This window comes from Clostridium chromiireducens (genome assembly GCF_002029255.1).
Classification (GTDB): domain Bacteria; phylum Bacillota; class Clostridia; order Clostridiales; family Clostridiaceae; genus Clostridium; species Clostridium chromiireducens.
The window spans coordinates 20040-40890 of record NZ_MZGT01000035.1; the positions used below are offsets into that span (position 1 = coordinate 20040).

The window sequence follows — 20851 nt, forward strand, 5'->3', positions numbered from 1 at the left end:
AAATTTTACTATAATTATTCTTAATAATATTTTAACTACTCGCTATATATTCTTTATAAGGTATACGAACTGCAACTCCTGTCTCATCAAATGTATATTTAGTGCCCTCAAGTGGTGGTCTGCCAAAAACTAGATTTAATCCAATATCATAAGTCGCTTGAGCCATTTCATTAGCATCCTGCAAAACAGTGCCTGTCATAACACCTTGTTTAATTAACTCACGAGCTTCCGGAATAGCATCTACACCTACAACCGGTATCATCTTACTGTTACCGCCTTTATTATAACCATACTTTTGTAACACTTCAATTGCACCAATTGCCATCGCATCGTTATTAGCTATTATCGCTTCAATTTTATCACCATTTTGTAAAAATACTTGTTCCATAGCATCTCTAGCTAAATCTTCCTTCCAATCACATACTCTTAAAGCAATTTCTTGTGTTCTTATACCTGCATCATTTAAAGTTAAAACAGAATATTTGGTTCTACCAATTGCCTCCAAATTATCACGAGGTCCAGTTAACATAACATATTGCAATATATTATCACCGTTTTTATCTATATCTTTTTTACGTTTATTCCATTCATTAACAAGGATCTTTCCCTGAAGTATTCCCGCTTCTGCTGAATTTGTTCCCACAAAATAAGCTTTGTTATAAGATCTTACAGCATCTATGCTAGGCGGCTCTATATTAAATAAACCTATTGGCATATTGCTTTGCTTCGCCTTGTCTATGATATATTGCGATCCTTTAGAATCTGCTAAATTTAATAGTATTAAATCTGCACTATCGCTTTTAAGTACTAAATCAAGGTTTCGATTTTGTATTGCTTGATTGTCTTTACAGTCATAAAAAGTCATTTCAACTTTACCTTCGTTTTTCTTTTGAATTTCTTCAAAGCTTTGTTTAAGCAATACAGAGTATGGATCCTCTAAAGTACGTATTAATATACTTATTCTAACAGGCTTTTCCTCATTTACACTACCATATGTCATTTTATAATGACTAGTTATATTAGTTATTATTATAAAAAATATAGTGAATGTTAAAACTCTTATAAATTTCTTCATTCTTACCCTCCAGTATCTTTCAATCGAAATCTTGCGATTTGAATTTAATTATTTAATTAGTTATCATATACTCCTTATGAGGAATCCGAATTTAAACTCCTGTCTCGTCAAATATACTTGATCAGAATAAGTCATATTTTCTTCTTTTACTAGGATAAATTATTAAACTCATGTATTATGATTCTCTAAATTACTTATAATTTTATTATGCATCTAATATATAAGTTTATACTTATCATTAATACTAAATTCCAATAGATTGCACAATTCTTAGTTAAGATATCAATTTAAAGTTTTCGTAAATTTTCAGACATGTTTATCTAATGACTCAAGTATTTAAGTCTCATAACCAAAAAATAGAACTATACGCTAATCCAAAAGTAAAAGTTATACAAATTTTAAAAATTTCATATAACCTTAACTTTAATAACTAGGTATAATTCTATATTTAGATATCATCGTTCGTTATTTAACTTTCTACATATATAGAAGGATGTGATAAATTCTTTTTTATACATCAAGATATGGAAAATCAGACGTTCAATCTATTGAATAACAGAGTCTACTCCCTTTCGGCAAATTACCTCATAAATCTAAGTCTCGTATTGTTTATCTATAGTTATTTCTTATTTTCTAAGTATAAATCTACATTTTCACTTGTAACCTGAGTATGTGGGGTTTTAATATATTTTCCTTTTTCTAATCCTTCTACAGAATTCACATCTCCATTGGTAGCCAGTGTATAAGCAATATTAAAAATTGCACTTGCCTGTTTTTTCGAATCATTAATAATAGTACCAATCATTAATCCATTTTTCACTGCTTCCAACGCTTTAGGCAATCCATCAATTCCTACAACAAGCGGCTTTTCTGTCAAACCTGAATTTTCTAATGCCTGTATAGCTCCAAGGGCCATATCGTCGTTATTACAAAAAACAACTTCTATTTTATTACCAAAATTTTTAATCCATTGTGTCATTTTTGTATTTGCCTGAGCATTCTGCCAATTTGCTGTGTCATCAGCTAGTTTTTCTAACTCAATTCCCTTTTGAGTTAAAGTTTTTATACAATACTCTGTTCTAATTAGAGCATCTTGATGACCCGGTTCTCCTTCAAGCATTACGTATTGAATTTTTCCATCTCCATTTTTATCTACAATTCTATTATCTTTTTCATATGCATTCATTATTATTCCTGCTTGTAACTCACCTGATTGTTCTGCCTGAGCTCCAACATAATAAAGCTTATTCCACCTTTCCATGTCTTCTTCCACAGGTTCTCTGTTAAAAAAAACAACTGGAATGTTTGCTGACTTTGCTTTATCAATAATCATGGAGGCTGCCGTTCTGTCAACCATATTAACACAAATAACATCATAGTTTTGCGCTACAAATTTATCTACTTGGTTACTTTGATTAATCAAGCTTCCCTTTGCATCTACAATATTAATTATTATTTTATATTTCCCCTCATTCTCTTTTTCCTTTGCTATCTCCTCAAGATTTTTAGTAATTGTTGATACAAAAACATCATCCTGCTTATATAACGTTACACCTATTTTTATCTCTTTAATATAGGTATTCTTATTTCCAACATTTACATTTACATTACATGCTGCTAATGAATTAACAATTAATGTCGTTGTCAAAATTCCACATAACCTCTTAATCAATTTCACTCAAAATCCCCCCGCCATATGATCTTGTTAGGTACCAAAATTTAAAACATTAAGGTAAAATATTAGTCTTTGAAGTAATATCTATCTAACAAATGGGAACAGTAATCTTTGATTTTCTTCAGAATACATATTATTCCTATTAATTACGGTAGAAGAAATAGTATTTTTATCTATTTTATTTCCATTAATTTTATTTACTGCTGTTTTTACGCTCAAATACCCCACATTAAATTCATTTTGAATAGCAGTCGCATTAATCACTCTATCTTCTAAAAACGATATAATTTTACTCGTACTTCCTGTTCCATAGATTTCAATATTCGCCTTTTCTTTATTTGTATTTGCTAAATCCTTTTTTACTTGAGAAATACTTTCTAATATACCTGTATCAAATGCCACCACTACATCAGCCTTATTGTCTTCTAATAATTTTTTAGCTCCAGTATAATAGTTCTGCTGTTTATCATTAGATATTTCCCATAACATACAATTGTTTTTTGTTCTTTGCATGACACTCATAAATCCATCATATCGCTCCTTTATACTGCTACACTCTAAATTATTTTTTACGATAGCAATAGTACTAATGCCATTTCCATTCCTTGTTACTTCCTCACCTAAACTAACTCCAAGTTTATAATTATCACAAGAAATGCTTGGTAATATCTGGTCCGATTTAACAGATGATTCAAATAATATAACTGGTACCTTCTTCATTGCCTCTTCTATAGGTTCCGCCATTTTTTCATAATCTACTGGTGATATAATTATGGCATCTGCTTTATTTTTAATTTCCCGAGAAATAAGTTCAGTTTGTTCAAGGGTGCTATTTTCTTCTGATAGAGTAATAAAACTTATATTTACATTCATCTCCGAAGCAGCTTGATCTATGCCTTGTTTCATTATCATTAAACTTTCACTATTTTTCCCTCTAGTTACAACTGAGATATTATAAATTTTTTTATCCTTTTCATGCCATAATGTATCACTTAAAAGGAGCAGGAATGATAGCATTAGTAATAATAACACAACAAAAAATGTTTGCTTTCTTCTCTTTCTCACTATCTTAATTCCTCCTCTTTTTTAATTTTACTATACTCCTTAACTGGCATATGAATACGAATTGTTGTGCCTTCATCTGGTTCGCTGTATATTTCAAGGCCATAGCTCGTCCCAAAATATAACTGTATTCTTTCATGAACATTCTTTAGTCCAATACCTGAACTTTTCTTTTCGATCCTACTTTCATTAGTCAAAAGAGTATCGGCTACTTCCTGCAACATACCAAGTCCATTATCTATTACATCTATATATAGATTATCTTCCTTAGCATATGCTTTTATTAAAATTTCTCCATCGCCTCCCATAAACTCCATTCCATGATAAATAGCATTTTCGATTAATGGTTGAATTATCAACTTAATACTTGCCAAATCAAGAGTCTCTTCCTCTACCTCAATGCTATATGTGAATTTATTTTTATAACGTATATTTTGAATTGTTAAGTAATTACGGGCATGTTCAATTTCATCTCTTACTGTTATTATATTTTTTCCTTTACTTAAGCTTATTCTAAAAAGCTTAGCTAAAGCTGTTACCATTGTAATAGCTCCATCATAATTTTCATTTTCTATCATCCATATAATAGAGTCTAGTGTGTTATACAAAAAATGTGGATTAATTTGTGCTTGAAGTGCATTCAGTTCACTTTTCCTTTTTGATTCTTGTTGAATCATTATATTTTCCATAAGTATATGCATCTGGTTCACCATAGATTTTATTGCTTTCCCCAAGTGTTGAACTTCATACGAGCCTCTAACTGATATATCTACATCTTTCACACCATTTTCAAGTTTTTTCACGCATTTCTCTAGTGATCTTATAGGATTTGCAATACGAGAAGAAACAAACATATTAAGAAACACAAGAATGAAAATAGCAAAAGTCATAATAAACACTGCAAATATGCTCATCTGAGAATAATCTGAAGTAATATCTAGCATCGGAGTAATCCCTACAATTCTCCACCCTGTATAACCAACAGTTTTTACTGTAACTAGCCTTTTTTCTCCTTGAAATGTCTCTACATGATTTCCATCCTCATAATCCGCCTCAGCTTTATTATTCTCTTCAATCAAATTAGAATAAATTAGCTGTTGCCTAGGATGATATATTATTTCTCCTTCTCTATCGATTAAATATACGTATCCAGACTTGCCCATATTTACATTTTTGCAAATCTGTTCAATTCCGCTAAAATTCATATCAACTAATAAAACACCAGATGTGGTCTTCTTATTATTTGTAAGCTCAACCGCACGGCTTAACGATACAACCCAACGATACTTAGAGTCTGGATCCTGAAATAGGTTTTGGACATGGGGTGTTGAAAAATGCAGATTTTCTTTCTTATTTCCTGCTATAGTAAACCAATCATTTTCCCTCGGATCAACCGAGGTTTTAAGCTGAACAACAGGAGATGCTGCTACAACTTCACCATTTTGTGAAAAAACACATATGCTGATAAGCGAATCTTTATTGGTTTCATACAATAAGTCCAATTCTTTATCTATACTATCAGATGCCAAATCTTTCTTCTTTATTGCATTATAGTAAGTTGCATCTGATACCTTCATCATATTTCTTAAATAGTTATCTAAATTCAAGTTCACTTGATCCAACATGGACTTATTATTCTCTGATACCATATCTTCAGTAGAATTAATAAAACGTAAATATAGCGCCCCCCCAACAACAATCATTCCTATAACTGCAATCCCTGTAAATGAGATTGATATTATATGCTGTATACTTGCGTTTTTAAAATATCCAACAATCCTTTGTACACTTGCTCTTATTAATTTAAGCATAGTAAATCAACTCAATTCTTTCTATACTTTGATGGCGATACTCCAAATTTCTTTTTAAAAACATAACTAAAATAGTTAGCCTCTGGGTATCCCACTTTCTCCGCTATCATATATGTTTTATCATCAGTAGTATTTAAAAGTTTTACTGCTTCTTCTAAACGAAGCGTCGTGAGGTAATTTACAAAATTCATTCCTGTTTCACGTTTAAATATTGTGGAAAAATACGTTGGACTAACATGAAGCTCTGAACAAAGTTTCTCTACTGAAACATCATAATCACTATAATTATCTTTTATATATTGCTTTGCCTTTTCAATAAGCAGCATTGATGAATTTATACGTTCTCTCTTTATATAAATATTCACCTTAACAGCTTTTTGGACAAACCACTCTCTTACTTCATTTATAGAATTAAACCCTTCCAAGAAACTGTAACAATCAAAATTCTTGCCAAAAAGTTCTTCAACATCTAAATTATATGTTTGAACAAGTTTCAGAATAGAAGTGATTATCTCCATAAAATAAATTCTATATTGATTAAATGGTAAGAGCAAATCTTCTATCTTCTTAAATAAATTCTCGATTGTTATTGCAATTTCATCCTCAGAGGATATCTTAATAGCATTTAGCATTGCTCGCTCTTCTTGCTCATCAAATTGAAGCTGAATAGAATTATCTGGCTCGACATCATCAATATATATAGCTTTTCCTGTGCCAAGAACAAACCTATAATCTAAAGCACTTTGGGCACTTCTATAGGAGTAACGTATTTCTGAAGTGTTATTATAAACGTATCCTATTCCAGATGATATAGTTAAATTCATAATACGCTTATATATTTTACAAACTTCATTAATTCCTTTTATAAATAGCAATATATCTTCCTTATTTTGCAAATTCCCTATAACTACAACCATATTAGAATAGAGGAAACTGACAAACTTACAGTATTTGTCCATATTCTCATCAATAATTTTTTTTATTGAAATAGGTGTTAATGTTAATTCATTTTGAATTGACATATTACTTTCACTTTCTTCAATATTTATTTTGCCATCAGCATGGATTAATGCTACAGCAAAATTTTCATACTTAAAATCTATCCCCAAATTTTCAGCCTGTTCATTCCATTGGCCTTCATTTATTTTTCCTTCTATTGCCCCAACTAGAAATTGCTCCCTAATTACCGGCAAACTTTTAACATAATACTTATAAAGTGTCTCGAGATTTCTTTTTTCATTATATTCACGATCTAATTGTTCTTTTAATCTTACTAATACTTCAGTAAGTTCAATGGAGTTAATCGGTTTCAGAACATATTCTACTACATTAATTTTTATGGCTTTATGTGCATACTCGAAATCATCACACCCTGAAAATACAATTATCTTTGTAGAAGGCATTAACTCTACAAGTTTCTTCCCTAGTTCCAAGCCATCCATAAAAGGCATTTTTATGTCAGTCATTATAACATCAGGCTGAAGTTTCTCTGCTTTTTCGAGAGCATCTTGTCCGTTTTCTGCATCTCCAACTACTATAAATCCGTTAGATTCCCAATCAATTTTTTTTATAATTCCAAGTCTAATTTCTTCTTCATCATCTACTATCATAATTCTATATAAGCTCATTTAATCTCCTCCAAATAGATGAATTAACTATTATAAATATAATTATCACCTAAACTAGCTGTGTAAGGATTTTACCTTTATTCAATACTTGTCACCCAAGAATTCCCTCTATATATGTAACGCCTCTTACTAAAGTCAGATGAGTACTCACAGAGTAAACGACCATCATCAAATCATAAATTTGGACTTTCACTTATCTGCTTAAGTGGTAGATAACGGTTGCATGCTTCTAGATGTGATACCCTCTGAGGGCATAAACTCGACTAAATTCGGCTGGAGTGCAAAACTCTACCCGAAAAGTTTTACTTTATAATATAATAATAACCAAAATTATTAGTAATATCTTACAAGATTCAGATACTATTATACATTAAGTATTATATTATTTCTAGTGTAATTGCAAACATTTCCATTTGCTAATTTTAAACAATAAAAATACAGACAAATCTTCTGCTTTTAAACACATAGATTTATCTGTACTTTATATAAACATTTCTAAATTTTATTTTCTTCTATATTTTGCAAGGTCAATTGCAACTGCAACTGCGATTATTACACCTTTGATAACTTGTTGCCACATAGGACTTACTGCAATAAATTGTAATCCATATTGAATAACAGTGAAGATTAATACTCCGACCACGATTCCGCCTACTTTACCAACACCACCATTTAGTGAAACACCACCAACTACGCAGGCTGCAATTGCATCAAGTTCATAACCATTACCATAGTTGTTTGTTGCACCGGCCGTTCTAGCTGCTTCAAGTACACCTGCTACACCATATAAAAGTGATGCAAAGATGAATATTCCCATGATAGTTACGAATACATTAACACCAGAAACTACAGCTGCTTCACGATTACCTCCGATTGCATATACATTCTTACCAAAAACAGTTTTATTTAGAATAAACCAAACCAAAATTATGAATACAACCGCAATTGGAACTAGAATTGATATTCCTGGAAAACTTCCTATTTGAAATAACTTTGTTTGTCCAATGTCAATAAAATCTTGACGGATACCACCAATAGGTTGTGACTTATTTGGAGGTAAATCGAAGTATAAAGAAGTCACACCATATACTATAACTTGCGATGCCAATGTTGCTATAAATGGATGCATATCGTATTTAGCAACTAAGAAACCATTAAGTATTCCAAATATAGCACATGCAGCTATTGCTATTAATATAGGGATAATAACTGCTAATTGTGGCATATCAGGGAAGAATCTATTAGCATAGTCTGGGTTTTGTAACATTGAAGTTGATACTACAGCTGCGAGTCCAACCATACGTCCTGCTGATAAGTCAGTACCTGCAATAAGTAGTGTGAAACAGATACCAAGAGCAACAATCATTCTTGTTGATGATTGTGTTAAAATATCAAGAAATACAGCATATTGCATAAAACGTGGTTGGATTACCATAATTACCACTACTAGTAGCAATAATGCTATAATAATTGCATTATCTGTTAAAAAGTTCTTTACAGTTTTATTAGAAAAAATAACCTCCATATCTGCATTATTCTTATCCAAAAACTGTTTTCCTCCATATATAAGCAATGCTATACCAATTCCATCTATGTAAATTGGTAAATCATAAAATACATCTGGATCTAAAATAAAATTAAATACAATTCCTAAAGCCACAAAAAGAGCACCAATACCTAAAAATATTTTTCCAAAGTCTTTTCGCGAAACTATCTTTTCCCCATTCATATTATATACCTCACTTTCTTTCTCCTACTAAAAATCATTTGTTACTACAATCTATTGATCCGATAGCTAGCATCCGTAATATTCCTACTTCTTTAAGCAGTCGTTAACAGCTGTACGCTCCTGTACATTGTACCCCTTGAGGGTATAAGTTCAACTAAGATTCAGCCGTGGGTTCCCCACCTGAATCAAGCTTCACTTGATAAAGGAGATAACTTTTATTGCATAAATTTTGTTGCAAGATTCATAACCTTTACTGAATCTGCTTCACTTTGATTTAGAATTCCAGTAACCTTTCCTTCGCACATAACCATAACTCTATCTGACATTCCAAGTAATTCAGGCATTTCAGAAGAAATCATTATAATCGACTTACCCTTCTTAACCAATTCATGCATGATAGAATAAATTTCATACTTAGCTCCAACGTCTATTCCTCTAGTTGGCTCATCTAATATAAGAATATCTGGATTTGTAAGAAGCCAACGTGCAATTAAAACCTTTTGTTGGTTTCCTCCTGAAAGATTCTTAATTAATTGTTCCATACTTGGTGTTTTAGTTCTTAATTCTTCATTAGACTTTTTAGCTGCCTTGTACCTTGGACTATCTTGCAGTACACCCGCTTTTGCATAATCTTTTTGGCTTGCAATTACGGTATTATCTAATACTGAAAGTATTCCAAATATTCCAGTTGCACGTCTTTCTTCAGTTAACAGTGCTAAACCATTTTCCTTTGCATCCCTTGGAGTCTTAATTTTAATTATTTTTCCGTCCTTCTCTATGGTTCCGGATTGTATTTCACGAAGCCCGAATAACGCTTCTACTAATTCTGTACGTTGCGCACCAACAAGTCCACCTATTCCCAATATCTCACCTTTGCATAATTCAAAATTTACATCTTGAAAGGATTTAGGAGCTGGAGAACTAAGATCTTTTACCTTTAGCACTACATCCTTACTTGGTGTATATGTTCTTGGTGGAAATCTATTTGTCATATCACGACCAACCATACGATTTATAATTAAGTCCGTTGTAAGTTCCTTGGCTGGCCAAGTTCCCACATATTGACCATCTCTCATAATTGTTACTTCATCTGATATCTTAAGAATTTCTTCCATCTTATGGGATATATATATAATTGCACATCCCTTATTTTGTAATTGCTTTATTATCTTGAATAAATGCTTAGTTTCATTTTCAGTTAATGATGAGGTTGGCTCATCCATAATAATAATTTTTGAATTATAACTAACAGCTTTAGCTATTTCAACTAATTGAAGACTTGATGATGAAAGTGTTCCAGCTAATACTTCTGGATTAATATCAAGTTCTATTTCCTTAAATAATTCCTTTGTTTTTTTAATCATTGTTTTCTTATCTACTGCAATTCCCTTCATAGGAAATCTACCTAGCCAAATGTTTTCCATAACTGGACGGAAACGAATTGGGTGCAATTCTTGATGTATCATTGATACTCCTAAATCTAATGCCTGTTTTGAACTATTTATCTCCATTTTATTTCCGTCTAATATGATCTCTCCACCATCTTCATGATAAATACCAAAAAGACATTTCATTAAGGTTGATTTTCCAGCACCATTTTCTCCCATTAGTGCATGGACACTACCTTTACGAACTTTTAATGAAACACCATCTAATGCTTTTACGCCTGGAAATACCTTGGTTATATTATTCATCTCCAGTACATATTCCCCCATACAACCATCCTCCTTTACAAATAATAAATTAGGGATGAGAATTTTAAAAATTTCACATCCCTATATAGTTTTAATGTTGGGTATAGCTTATTTCATATAGTTTTTGTAGTTTTCTTGAGTAACTTTTACATAGTTGATCCATACATATTTTCCATCAGTTACATCATAACCAATGTTTTCTTTATTAATTTCTTTACCTTGAGCTGCTGCTATAGCAATATTTACAGTAGCCTTACCTTGGTTTTCTGCATCATTTAAAACTGTTCCAAGAAGTGATCCTTCTTTCATAGCTTGTAATGCTGGTGCTGTTGCATCTACTCCAACTACTGGGATGTATTTAGCTGCATCACCTTTATTATATCCTTCAGCTTTTAAAGCTTCTACTGCTCCAAGAGCCATATCGTCGTTGTTACAAAGAACAGCTTCTATCTTATCAATACCTTGACCTGTAATAAATGCTTTCATAAGGTCAGTTGCTTTTGCTTTGTCCCACATTGCTGTATCTGCTGCAAGCTTTTGTGTCTTAAGTCCAGCAGCTTCTATAGCTTTTATAGAATATTCTGTACGAAGAGTTGCATCTTGATGTCCTGGTTCACCTTGAAGCATTACATATTGTACTACTCCATCTTTATTTTTATCAGCTTCTGGATGTGCTTTGAAATAATCAGATATAATTTCACCTGATTGAGTTCCTGATTGTTCAGCTTTAGCACCTACATACCAAACTTTATCATAGCTATCCATATCAGCCTTTTCTGGTTCACGGTTTAAGAATACCACTGGAAGTTTCTTAGCTTTAGCTTTTTCTATAATTGGACCTGCTGCAGTTCTATCAACTGGATTTATAGCTAAAGCGTTTACACCTTTTGTAATAAATGTATCAACTTGCTCATTTTGAGTAGGTTGCTTATTTTGTGAATCCACTAATTCAATAGTTGACCCTTTTTCTTTTGCTTGTCCTTCCATTGAAGTACGAACACCTGTCATGAATGTATCATCAAACTTATAGATTGCAGAACCAACTAAAACTTTTGAGCTGTCTGCTTTTTTGCTTGTATCAGCTCCAGAACCACCACTTTTACTTGCTCCACATCCTGCCATTGTAGCTGCTACAACTACCACTGACATAACTATTGGTAATAATTTTTTAAACCTTTTCATCTTTACCCCTCCATATTTCATATAAATCCTCTTAAACAAATATCAATAAATCAATAGATTATTTAATTGATTTATTTGTTTTTCGTTTACATGCTTAATTATAAAGACTTTATTAAAGAGTCTCCATACGAAATTCTTCACTCTTTTATCGAATTTCTTAAGTAATAGGGATAAATTAGTAGAAAAATCTTAGAAACATTGAAAACTATATCAGATCTGGTTAAATTCATGATGTTGGTTCTAATGGGTGGTATTCTAAATACAATAAATGAAGATTTACTTCAATGTATTCCTTCATTTTTATTATTGGTGATATTTGTTTCCACAATCAAATTAGAAGAGCAGTAATTTTATCTTATTGTATTAATATGCTAGTATTATTTCTGAAGAAATAAGGACTAAATAAGATTTATATTCTTATAATCTTATTTTAGTCCTTATCTTAATTTTCCTTATCTTTCAGATTAACTCTATATTCTGATGGATTTTCTCCATAATATTTTTTAAATAATTTTGAGAAATAATTAATATCATGATAACCAAGCTGATATCCAACCTCATAAGTCTTTAGCTGGGTGTTAATTAACAAATACCTGGCTCTTGCCATCTTAACCATAGTCACATAATCATTAAATCGTGTGCCTGTTTTTGTAGCAAAATTATTACTTAAATAAGTATTATTTATATAAAATTTTTCAGCTATAACTTTTAGCTTTAAATCTGCGTTATGATTTTTTAATATATATTCACAAATGTTTTTTATTAATTCATCAGATGCTTCAAGATAAAATTTTTTTAAGAAATCTAAAAGATATGTTATCTTTGTGCAATAGAATTCTATAAAATTACTTGAATCTTCTTCATTTACATAATCTATTGTTTCAAAATATTCAATACCTATGTAATCATTCAACCAATTAAAATTTTCATATACTCCTGCAATAATATTGTGATACATTTTTTTTATAATGATATCGGCTTTAATTATATTATTAGATAAAGCTTTATAAATATTTTCTGTGGTTATGCTAAATAATTTTAGAGCATAATCTTCTTTATTAATTAATTTCTTAATAATTTGCTTCTCATCAGCTGCTAAATACATCCATTCTGAATTATCTTTTGTTAAATCAGCCGTATCTCTTATATTTCTTAATGATTTTTGTGTCTCATTTCTAGTATTATCTAAGAATATTTTTGTTCGTTCAAGCAATTCAGTCATAGTTTCTTCATTTGCAGGCTTTACAAGATAATCAAATGCACCCAATACAATACCCTGCCTAGCATAATTAAATTCACTATATTCACTTAAAATCACTACACATGGACATAATTTATCTTTCTGAATTTCCCTAAGTAACTGCAATCCATCAATTACTGGCATTCTGATATCAGTAAGCACTAGGTCATATGAATTCCTACGTAAAAACTCAAGAGCTTCTTTACCATTTGAAGCCGTATCTATAATTTTAAATTCAGCTTTTTCACCCCATAGTTTAAGTCTTTTTAATTCTGTCAAAAATATTTCTCTATCATCAACTGCAAGAATTTTATACAACTTATATTTACCTCCTACCTTAGGCACAATCAAATAAATAACAAGTCTATCTGCTAGCCTATTTTCCATCATCCTGCGTCAGCAAAATGTCATAATAGATCTGCTATGATGTCACTTTGCTTCCTTGCCTGATGAAAAATATGCATAGTAGCTTTGGACTTGTTATTTATTTTCATGTGCCTTAATAATTTTATTTTAAAATGCTTTCTTCACCGATGGTAAAGTATGTGCAGGCACCTTTCCCAACTTCTCCTGTAATCCAAACTCTCCCGCCAAATTTTTGAATTATTTTCTTCACAATAGCAAGTCCAACTCCACTGCCTTCAAACTCGCTTTCAGAATGCATCCTTTTAAACATTCCAAAAAGATTTTCTGAAAACTTCATATCAAACCCAACTCCATTATCATTAATATAAAATACATTCTCGTTATTTTCTAAATCATACCCCACCGTAATAATTGCAGAATCCTTGTTACTAGTAAACTTTAGTGAGTTCGAAATTAAATTAATTATTACCTGCTTCATTAATATGCTATCACCTAATATAATTGGCAGCTTACTCTCAAATTTTAATTGAATATTCTTCTTATCCTTATATCCAACAACCAATTCATTGAAGGTAGATTGTATCAACTGTTCTAAATCTATTGTTTCTTTATTAGGTTCCATATCTGCAAACTTTATATATTCTAAAAGTTTATTAATGAGCAGCAATGTATCACCACAAATATGTCTGATGCTTTTTATTAATTCAATTCCATCTCTATCAACTTCTTTTCCATAATCCTCAATGAAAATTCTTGCATAACCATCTATAGCACGTACAGGAGCCTTTATCTCATGTGAAATTGTATAATTAAAAGCTATCAATTCATTATTTGCATTTTCAAGTAGTTTTGTTTTTTCCTTAATCTCATCTATATTATTTGATTTGCTTGATGTATTAATAGCTATCCCCCCATTACTATTAACTTCTCCTTTGAGACTATATTATCTTTTATAATAAAACTGTTAAAAATAATTTCTTCTTTATCTGCTAAAGATAATATTGCATAACTTAAATTTGGATCAAATGCTAACCTAATATCCTCTTCTGATGGCCTTGAAGGTGTTTTAGGATGGCTGTGAAAATTTCCAATTAAACTCCATTCGTTTCTTCTAATATCAGCTATTACTTTAAACTGTTCTTTAATATCCATTGAAAAGTGTTCTGGACTCTCATCAATATTTCTTAATAAATATACTTTCTGAATAATTTTATTATTACTATTATCAATAGTTCCCGCCAAAAGTCCACACGCTTCATTTGGCAAAACTTTAATGCAATGCTCTCTAATCTCATTAAATTGATCCTTTGAAAATATAATCATAATTACGTCCTCCCATTATTTGTTTTGAATTTATTCATATTAATCTAATAGGATTACTATGAATTTAGTATATACCAATTTATTCTATTAGTCAAAAACTCTTTACTAAAACTTACATTTTTTTGTACAAAGTTCATTAGTGAGTGTTTTTCTATAATATTTGATTAGATTTTACCATAGGACCATTTAAAGTCAATTGAGAAAAATCCATTTCCAAACAAATTCCAATATAATACTAAACTTAGTCTTATTGTAATTAAAAGTTATTACATTCTATAATTGGTAGTATACTAGGCACATAAAAAAATAATAAGTCTTCATAAAATCATAGACTTATTGTTTTCATTCATAAGCCTAAGATAATATTTCAGGAGGAGCAAAATGGACGAATTGATATATAAGGAACTAAAAAAAGGCGGCTTTATGAGACAAGTGCAAAATGAAAAGTTTTCCTTGAGACTTCGAAGCGTAGGAGGACAAATAAATGCAAACCAACTTCAAAAAGTAAGTGAAATTGCTGATAAATATGGTCAAGGTTACATTCATCTTACATCAAGACAAGGTATTGAAATCCCATTCATAGATTTTAAGGATATTAATTCTGTAAAAGCAGAACTTGCCACTGTTAATTTAGAGCCAGGGGCTTGTGGTCCTCGTGTCCGAACAATTACGGCATGCCAAGGTAATGCAATTTGTGGAAGTGGATTAATTGAAACAAGTAATTTAGCAAAGGAACTTGATGAAAAATATTTTGCTAAGGATTTACCTCACAAATTTAAAATCGGCATTACAGGTTGTAGAAATAACTGCTTAAAAGCTGAAGAAAATGATCTAGGTATAAAAGGTGGATTAAAACCTAAATGGGATACAAATTCCTGTACATATTGTGGGGTTTGTAAGGCTGTATGTCCTGCAACGGCTATAGAAATTAATAAGGAAACTAACGAGCTTAAATTTGATGAAAATAAATGTATATATTGCGGAAAATGCGTTAAATCTTGTCCTACAGATGCTTGGAATGGAGAAATCGGATATATTATTTCATTTGGTGGATTATTTGGAAATAACATAGCTTCTGGAAAAAGCCTGCTTCCTTTAATCACAGATAAGGAAACTTTATTTAAAGTTGTTGATACCACCGTGGAATTTTTCAAAGAAAATGGAAATGCAAGTGAAAGATTTAAATTTACTTTAGACCGAGTTGGTATAGACAAACTTAAAGCAAAACTAGAGGGGGTTATAAAATGAGTGAAATAAAAACTGATTCCTTTGTTGATATTACTGATGTAATCTGCCCTGTAACTTTTGTAAAAGCAAAAGTTGCACTTGAAGATCTTAATAATGGTCAAGTTCTTGAAATAAAATTAAACGATGGAGAACCAATTCAAAATGTACCTCGAAGCTTAAAAAATGAAAAACATAAAGTTTTGAGTGTAGATAAAAATGAAGATGGAACATATACCCTTGCAGTTGTAAAGGGTGGCTTGCTTGAAGTATAATACTGCTCTTTTACATTTAAATATTCTAAAAAGTGACGATGAAATAATTTAAAGCAGTGCAATTTTTGGTGGAACAATTGCTTTGTTTCAGGATTTTGAAGAATTCATAAATGAAAATACTAAAACAATCTTTATTGAAACCATAGGTAATCCAAAACTTAATGTTGTAGATATAAATGCAATTGCACGTATTGCCCATTCTTATAATATTCCTTTAATTGTTGATAATACTTTTGCAACTCCATTTATTATTAGACCAACTGAATTAGGAGCTGATATAGTAATTCACTCCTCATCTAAATGTATTAATGGAAGTGGGATTTCAATTAGCGGAGTTATTATTGATAGTGGAAATTTCAAATGGGATTTTGAGCACTATCCTAATTTAGCAACATCGAAGAAATTTGGCAGGTTTTCCTACCATTCAAAGCTTAGAGGCGGATTATTTAAGAATCTAGGTTCCTGTCTTATTCCCTTTAATGCATTTTTAAATGGCTTAGCTCTTGAACAATTTAATGGATACTTTGGTGCAATTTTAACCATAAGAGCTATGGCCAAAGAAAATACTGGAGTTTTTGATGATTTAATTAGAATTAGTGTTGGACTTGAGGATATTGAGGATTTAATTACTGATTTTGAAAATACAATCAGTAAAATTTAGTTAAGGCATATTTAAAAATAGCAAGTCAATATCATGATACCTTTGACTAGTTATTTTCTTTCAAATGCTAAAAGGAGATTATAATGAAAAATATACGTGTTCTAATTATTGAAGAATTTAAATATATTGCTGACTTAAATGTTCTTGAACTAAAACGAGGGGGATTTGAGGTTTATAGCCAGCATATATACTGTGAAGAAGCTATGAGGAATGCATTAAAAGAAAATAAATTTGATATTATTCTATCTGATAATTCAACACCTCACTTTAATGCTATTCAAGCTCTTTTTATAAGAAATGAACTTTCTCCTAAAACACCTTTTATCATTGTGTCAGAAGATGTTTCACCAGAAAGTATTAAATTTGCAATGAAAAACAGATGTTGTGCATATCTTTTAAAAGAAAACTTACATCAACTTGCTATTTTAGTCAGAAACATTATAGCAAGGTAAAAAATTTACAAGGAGTGGTAAACTATGAATTTTACTAATGAACAACTTGAAAGATATTCAAGGCAAATCATTTTAGATGATGTCAGTGTTAAAGGCCAAGAAAAAATATTAAATAGTAAGGTTCTAATCATTGGTACAGGTGGACTTGGTGCACCTGCTGCAATGTATCTTGGAGCTGCTGGAGTTGGAACTATTGGACTTGTTGATGCTGATACTGTTGATTTATCTAATCTTCAAAGACAAATTATTCATTCAACTCAGGATGTTGGAAAACCAAAAGTTATTTCTGGAAAAGAAACTATTAATGCAATAAATCCAGATGTTAATGTGGTTACATATCAAGAACGCGCTACAGCTTCAAATATTTTAGATATTATAAAAGATAAAGATTATGATTTTATTATTGACGGAACAGATAACTTTCCCGTTAAATTTTTAATCAATGATGCTTGCGTTATGCTTCAAAAACCATTTTCACATGCTGGAATCATTAGATTTCAAGGACAAACCATGACCTACGTTCCAGGACAAGGTCCTTGCTACCGTTGTGTTTTCCAAACCCCACCGCCACCAGACGTAGTACCAACTTGCCAGCAAGCAGGGGTTCTTGGAGTTATGGGTGGTATAATTGGTTCTATCCAAGCAAGTGAAGCTTTGAAATATATTACAGGTGTTGGTGATTTATTAGCTGGAAAACTGCTAACATTTGATGCAAAAAAAATGAATTTTAGAACAATTAATATTCATCATGATAAAAATTGTGCAATTTGCGGTGAAGCACCAACTATTAATAAATTAATTGATTATGAGTTAAATGTTTGTGGCTAAATTGAAATACATTTTAGTCGAAATTAAAAAATAATAGGCCAGCATGCTTGTCTATTATTTATTTTATGTACATTAAGGCACAATCAAAGAAATAATTCTAGGAGGACATATTTATTATGAAAATAATTATTAATGGAAAAGAAACGGTTTTGGAAAACGAGGTATCAGTAAACGAGCTTTTACAAAAAGAATACGTTGAAATGCAAGAATATGTAACAGTCCAAGTCAACGAAGATATCATCCCTAGTGCTAATTATGGAACACATATTATAAAGGATGGCGATACTGTTGAATTTCTTTACTATATGGGTGGAGGAAACAACTAAGTAATTCACTTCTATATTTTAAATGGATGCCTTAAAATGATTAAAAATCATTTTAAAGACATCCTTATTTTCAATAAAAAATTAATATTCATGTTAAATTATACGAGCTAGGAGGGCTTAATATGTCTAATCAATATATAACAAACGGTATTTGTCCTAAAATAATATCCTTTGATTTAGATAATAATGTTGTTCACAATGTTACTTTTATTGGAGGCGGCTGCAATGGTAATCTTAAAGCTATCTGCAAAATCGTTGAAGGAATGACAGTTGAAGAAATTGAAGAAAACTTCAAAGGAATCAATTGTAATAGTAAGGGTACATCTTGTACTGATCAGCTTGCTATAGCTATTAGAGAAAAATATGAAAAGATTGAATAAGTTATAACCTCTATTGAGACTAAAATATCATCTGTAAAAAATAAAACATATAATAATTTCTTCAGAAGGATTAGAAATCGAAGGTTTTGCTGCCAATCCTAAAAATAGATGCTATTATTGCAAAAAAGAACTATACACAAAGATTAATACCATTGCCTTAGATAATGGTATTAATTATGTGTTTGATGGTTCAAATATTGATGATACAGGAAATTATAGACCAGTATGAAAACTGCTAAAGAACTTGGTATAGTCAGGTCCACTAAAAGAAGCAGAACTGACTAAAAATGATATACGTGAGTTGTCAAATGTGCATTTCAAATTGTGACCTATATATTAATAACTTAATGAAAAAACTAACTTTAAATGCAAATTAAGTTTGTACTTAAAGTTAATTTAATTAAATTTTTACTTACCTATTGTGATTCTCTATTAGAAATAACGCAAAAAGCATCATTTTGATTATATCCTTTTGCCCCTTTAACCTCTGTTTCCTCTACTGCTCCTATAGGTTCTGATCCATTAACTCTAAAATTCTTTACATCAATTTTTTGTATTTCAACTTCAGTCTGCTTCTCCAATTGTGGTATCCATTCATAAGGAACTCTATAAGCCCTATAAACCATATTCATACTTGGTATCTCAGTCTCACCTTTATATGGATTTATATATTCCCAAACTATTTCATGATCTACTGTCACTTCAAATATTCGACCATCTGAACCTTCTGTTATTAAAGTATTTCCGTTTGGTAATCTTTGAGCACTACTTACAAATGGACTATAAAATCTGCTTGAATCTAATGGCTCAATAAGGCCAGCTTCCTTTGGAGTATATTGCCATACTATTTCTAGGGTAATTGGATTAATTTCTAATATTCTTGAATAATCTCTATGAGCATTTTGTCTTCCTGTTGGAGCTACTGGATTTGGACTTCCATATCCTGCCCATCCACCATTATCAAAAATTAATATATTACCTTCTCCTGGCAAACCTTTTGGAATCATATGTACATGATGTTGTCCAATTATCCAGTCTAACTTCTTGAGTTCTTCACTTTGATCATAATACGGACCAACCTTCCAAACAATTTTGCCACTCTTCTTTTCTATAATCGCTAAAATATTTGCTTCGCGGCTGTCCCAAATAATATTTTCTGGATTAAATCTCTCATCGCCACTCTCGTACCACTTATTAGGCCCAAGCAGTGACATAGAATTTATATGGAGCCAATCTCCCATTCCACCCCCTGCTGGTCTCATATTAGGATCTCTATAAAGTATATTTTTAGCACTTTCATCAAAGCCAAGTTCATCAAAATGCTCATTAGGTCTCCACTCCCAAACAATCTTTCCATCCCAGGTAACTTCAACAATCTTATCATCTAAAAGTAATTTTTCAGTTATTTTAGAATTTTTAACATTTTGATGGGTAAGTATGAAAGTATTTCCCTTATCTACTAATGGTTCTGAGCCTGGTGTATAATAACCTGTAGTACTGCCTTCCCTTTGATAATCATGATGTTGTCTTGCCATCCATTGAGGTTCTTCACCATCATCAGATATAAATTCGTTATGATCAAATTTCCAAACGATGTTTCCGTCCCAATCTACTTGCACCAAATCAATCATATCCTGCATTCCATATTTAGGATTTCTTTCACCAGTACTTCCTAAAACATAACCACCCGGAAGTATTTTATTAGGAAAGCCTTGAAGGCCTTTCCATAGCTTAACTTCCTTTCCATTCATATTGATTAATAATGCACCTAGTCCTTTTACTTGAAAAATAGTATAACCACTCCAAGCCTTCTTTGGATTATAAAGTGTTGCTCCTGTTGGATAAATAGTTGGATGTCCCATAATAATTTCCTCCTTAAAATATCTTCATATTTTTATTTATTAACGCTTTTTAAACTTA

General features: G+C 31.1%; 19 protein-coding genes and 1 pseudogene. 8 read left to right on the forward strand and 12 right to left on the reverse strand.

The window, feature by feature from the left end:
- Nucleotides 1-31 precede the first annotated feature (31 nt).
- From CLCHR_RS13540 to CLCHR_RS13590, 11 genes are all read right to left on the reverse strand, one after another.
- Entirely contained in the window at nucleotides 32-1075 is a 1044-nt protein-coding gene (locus CLCHR_RS13540) for a galactose ABC transporter substrate-binding protein (protein ID WP_079440364.1), read from the reverse strand.
- A 619-nt stretch (nucleotides 1076-1694) separates the two neighbouring features.
- A complete protein-coding gene (locus CLCHR_RS13545; RefSeq protein WP_079440365.1) occupies nucleotides 1695-2753 on the reverse strand; it encodes a galactose ABC transporter substrate-binding protein in 1059 nt (352 codons plus the stop codon).
- Nucleotides 2754-2834: 81 nt separating this feature from the next.
- Complete coding sequence (locus CLCHR_RS13550) at nucleotides 2835-3815, reverse strand: substrate-binding domain-containing protein (RefSeq protein ID WP_079440366.1); 981 nt, start codon at nucleotides 3813-3815, stop codon at nucleotides 2835-2837.
- Nucleotides 3815-5623, reverse strand: a complete 1809-nt coding sequence (locus CLCHR_RS13555; RefSeq protein WP_079440367.1) for a sensor histidine kinase — start codon at nucleotides 5621-5623, stop codon at nucleotides 3815-3817. The genes CLCHR_RS13550 and CLCHR_RS13555 overlap by 1 nt, the downstream gene beginning before the upstream one ends.
- Nucleotides 5624-5634: 11 nt before the next feature.
- Complete coding sequence (locus CLCHR_RS13560; RefSeq protein WP_079440368.1) at nucleotides 5635-7251, reverse strand: response regulator; 1617 nt, start codon at nucleotides 7249-7251, stop codon at nucleotides 5635-5637.
- Nucleotides 7252-7753: 502 nt separating this feature from the next.
- Nucleotides 7754-8980, reverse strand: a complete 1227-nt coding sequence (mglC, locus tag CLCHR_RS13565; RefSeq protein WP_079440369.1) for a galactose/methyl galactoside ABC transporter permease MglC — start codon at nucleotides 8978-8980, stop codon at nucleotides 7754-7756.
- Nucleotides 8981-9195: 215 nt separating this feature from the next.
- Nucleotides 9196-10695: a sugar ABC transporter ATP-binding protein gene (locus tag CLCHR_RS13570; protein WP_079440370.1), complete on the reverse strand. Its 1500-nt coding sequence runs from the start codon at nucleotides 10693-10695 to the stop codon at nucleotides 9196-9198.
- Nucleotides 10696-10782: 87 nt separating this feature from the next.
- Complete coding sequence (locus CLCHR_RS13575; RefSeq protein WP_079440393.1) at nucleotides 10783-11856, reverse strand: galactose ABC transporter substrate-binding protein; 1074 nt, start codon at nucleotides 11854-11856, stop codon at nucleotides 10783-10785.
- Nucleotides 11857-12298: 442 nt separating this feature from the next.
- The gene (locus CLCHR_RS13580) at nucleotides 12299-13486 is read right to left on the reverse strand and encodes a response regulator transcription factor (RefSeq protein ID WP_242966034.1); all 1188 of its coding nucleotides are present in this window, start codon (nucleotides 13484-13486) and stop codon (nucleotides 12299-12301) included.
- A 118-nt stretch (nucleotides 13487-13604) separates the two neighbouring features.
- Nucleotides 13605-14285, reverse strand: a complete 681-nt coding sequence (locus tag CLCHR_RS13585) for a sensor histidine kinase (RefSeq protein ID WP_242966046.1) — start codon at nucleotides 14283-14285, stop codon at nucleotides 13605-13607.
- Between the two features lie 80 nt (nucleotides 14286-14365).
- Complete coding sequence (locus CLCHR_RS13590) at nucleotides 14366-14785, reverse strand: M67 family metallopeptidase (RefSeq protein ID WP_079440372.1); 420 nt, start codon at nucleotides 14783-14785, stop codon at nucleotides 14366-14368.
- Between the two features lie 381 nt (nucleotides 14786-15166).
- Between CLCHR_RS13590 and CLCHR_RS13595 the strand changes: the two genes are divergently transcribed.
- The 8 genes and pseudogenes from CLCHR_RS13595 to CLCHR_RS25205 all read left to right on the forward strand — a co-directional run.
- Complete coding sequence (locus tag CLCHR_RS13595; RefSeq protein WP_079440373.1) at nucleotides 15167-16033, forward strand: 4Fe-4S binding protein; 867 nt, start codon at nucleotides 15167-15169, stop codon at nucleotides 16031-16033.
- Nucleotides 16030-16284 (forward strand): sulfurtransferase TusA family protein, encoded by a 255-nt coding sequence (locus CLCHR_RS13600; RefSeq protein ID WP_079440374.1) that lies wholly within the window; start codon nucleotides 16030-16032, stop codon nucleotides 16282-16284. Before CLCHR_RS13595 ends, CLCHR_RS13600 begins: the two co-directional genes overlap by 4 nt.
- A gap of 82 nt (nucleotides 16285-16366) precedes the next feature.
- The gene (locus CLCHR_RS13605; RefSeq protein ID WP_202117253.1) at nucleotides 16367-16945 is read left to right on the forward strand and encodes an aminotransferase class V-fold PLP-dependent enzyme; all 579 of its coding nucleotides are present in this window, start codon (nucleotides 16367-16369) and stop codon (nucleotides 16943-16945) included.
- A gap of 83 nt (nucleotides 16946-17028) precedes the next feature.
- A complete protein-coding gene (locus CLCHR_RS13610; protein ID WP_079440375.1) occupies nucleotides 17029-17397 on the forward strand; it encodes a DNA-binding transcriptional response regulator in 369 nt (122 codons plus the stop codon).
- A 24-nt stretch (nucleotides 17398-17421) separates the two neighbouring features.
- Nucleotides 17422-18225, forward strand: coding sequence for a HesA/MoeB/ThiF family protein (locus tag CLCHR_RS13615; RefSeq protein ID WP_079440376.1), 804 nt, complete (start codon nucleotides 17422-17424; stop codon nucleotides 18223-18225).
- Nucleotides 18226-18341: 116 nt separating this feature from the next.
- Complete coding sequence (thiS, locus tag CLCHR_RS13620; protein WP_079440377.1) at nucleotides 18342-18551, forward strand: sulfur carrier protein ThiS; 210 nt, start codon at nucleotides 18342-18344, stop codon at nucleotides 18549-18551.
- Nucleotides 18552-18673: 122 nt separating this feature from the next.
- Complete coding sequence (locus CLCHR_RS13625; RefSeq protein ID WP_079440378.1) at nucleotides 18674-18931, forward strand: TIGR03905 family TSCPD domain-containing protein; 258 nt, start codon at nucleotides 18674-18676, stop codon at nucleotides 18929-18931.
- Between the two features lie 40 nt (nucleotides 18932-18971).
- Nucleotides 18972-19238, forward strand: a pseudogene (locus tag CLCHR_RS25205) (ATP-dependent sacrificial sulfur transferase LarE); the annotation flags it as partial.
- Between the two features lie 109 nt (nucleotides 19239-19347).
- Here CLCHR_RS25205 and CLCHR_RS13630 read toward each other — a convergent pair.
- Nucleotides 19348-20793, reverse strand: coding sequence for an aryl-sulfate sulfotransferase (locus CLCHR_RS13630; protein ID WP_079440379.1), 1446 nt, complete (start codon nucleotides 20791-20793; stop codon nucleotides 19348-19350).
- Between the last annotated feature and the right edge of the window lie 58 nt (nucleotides 20794-20851).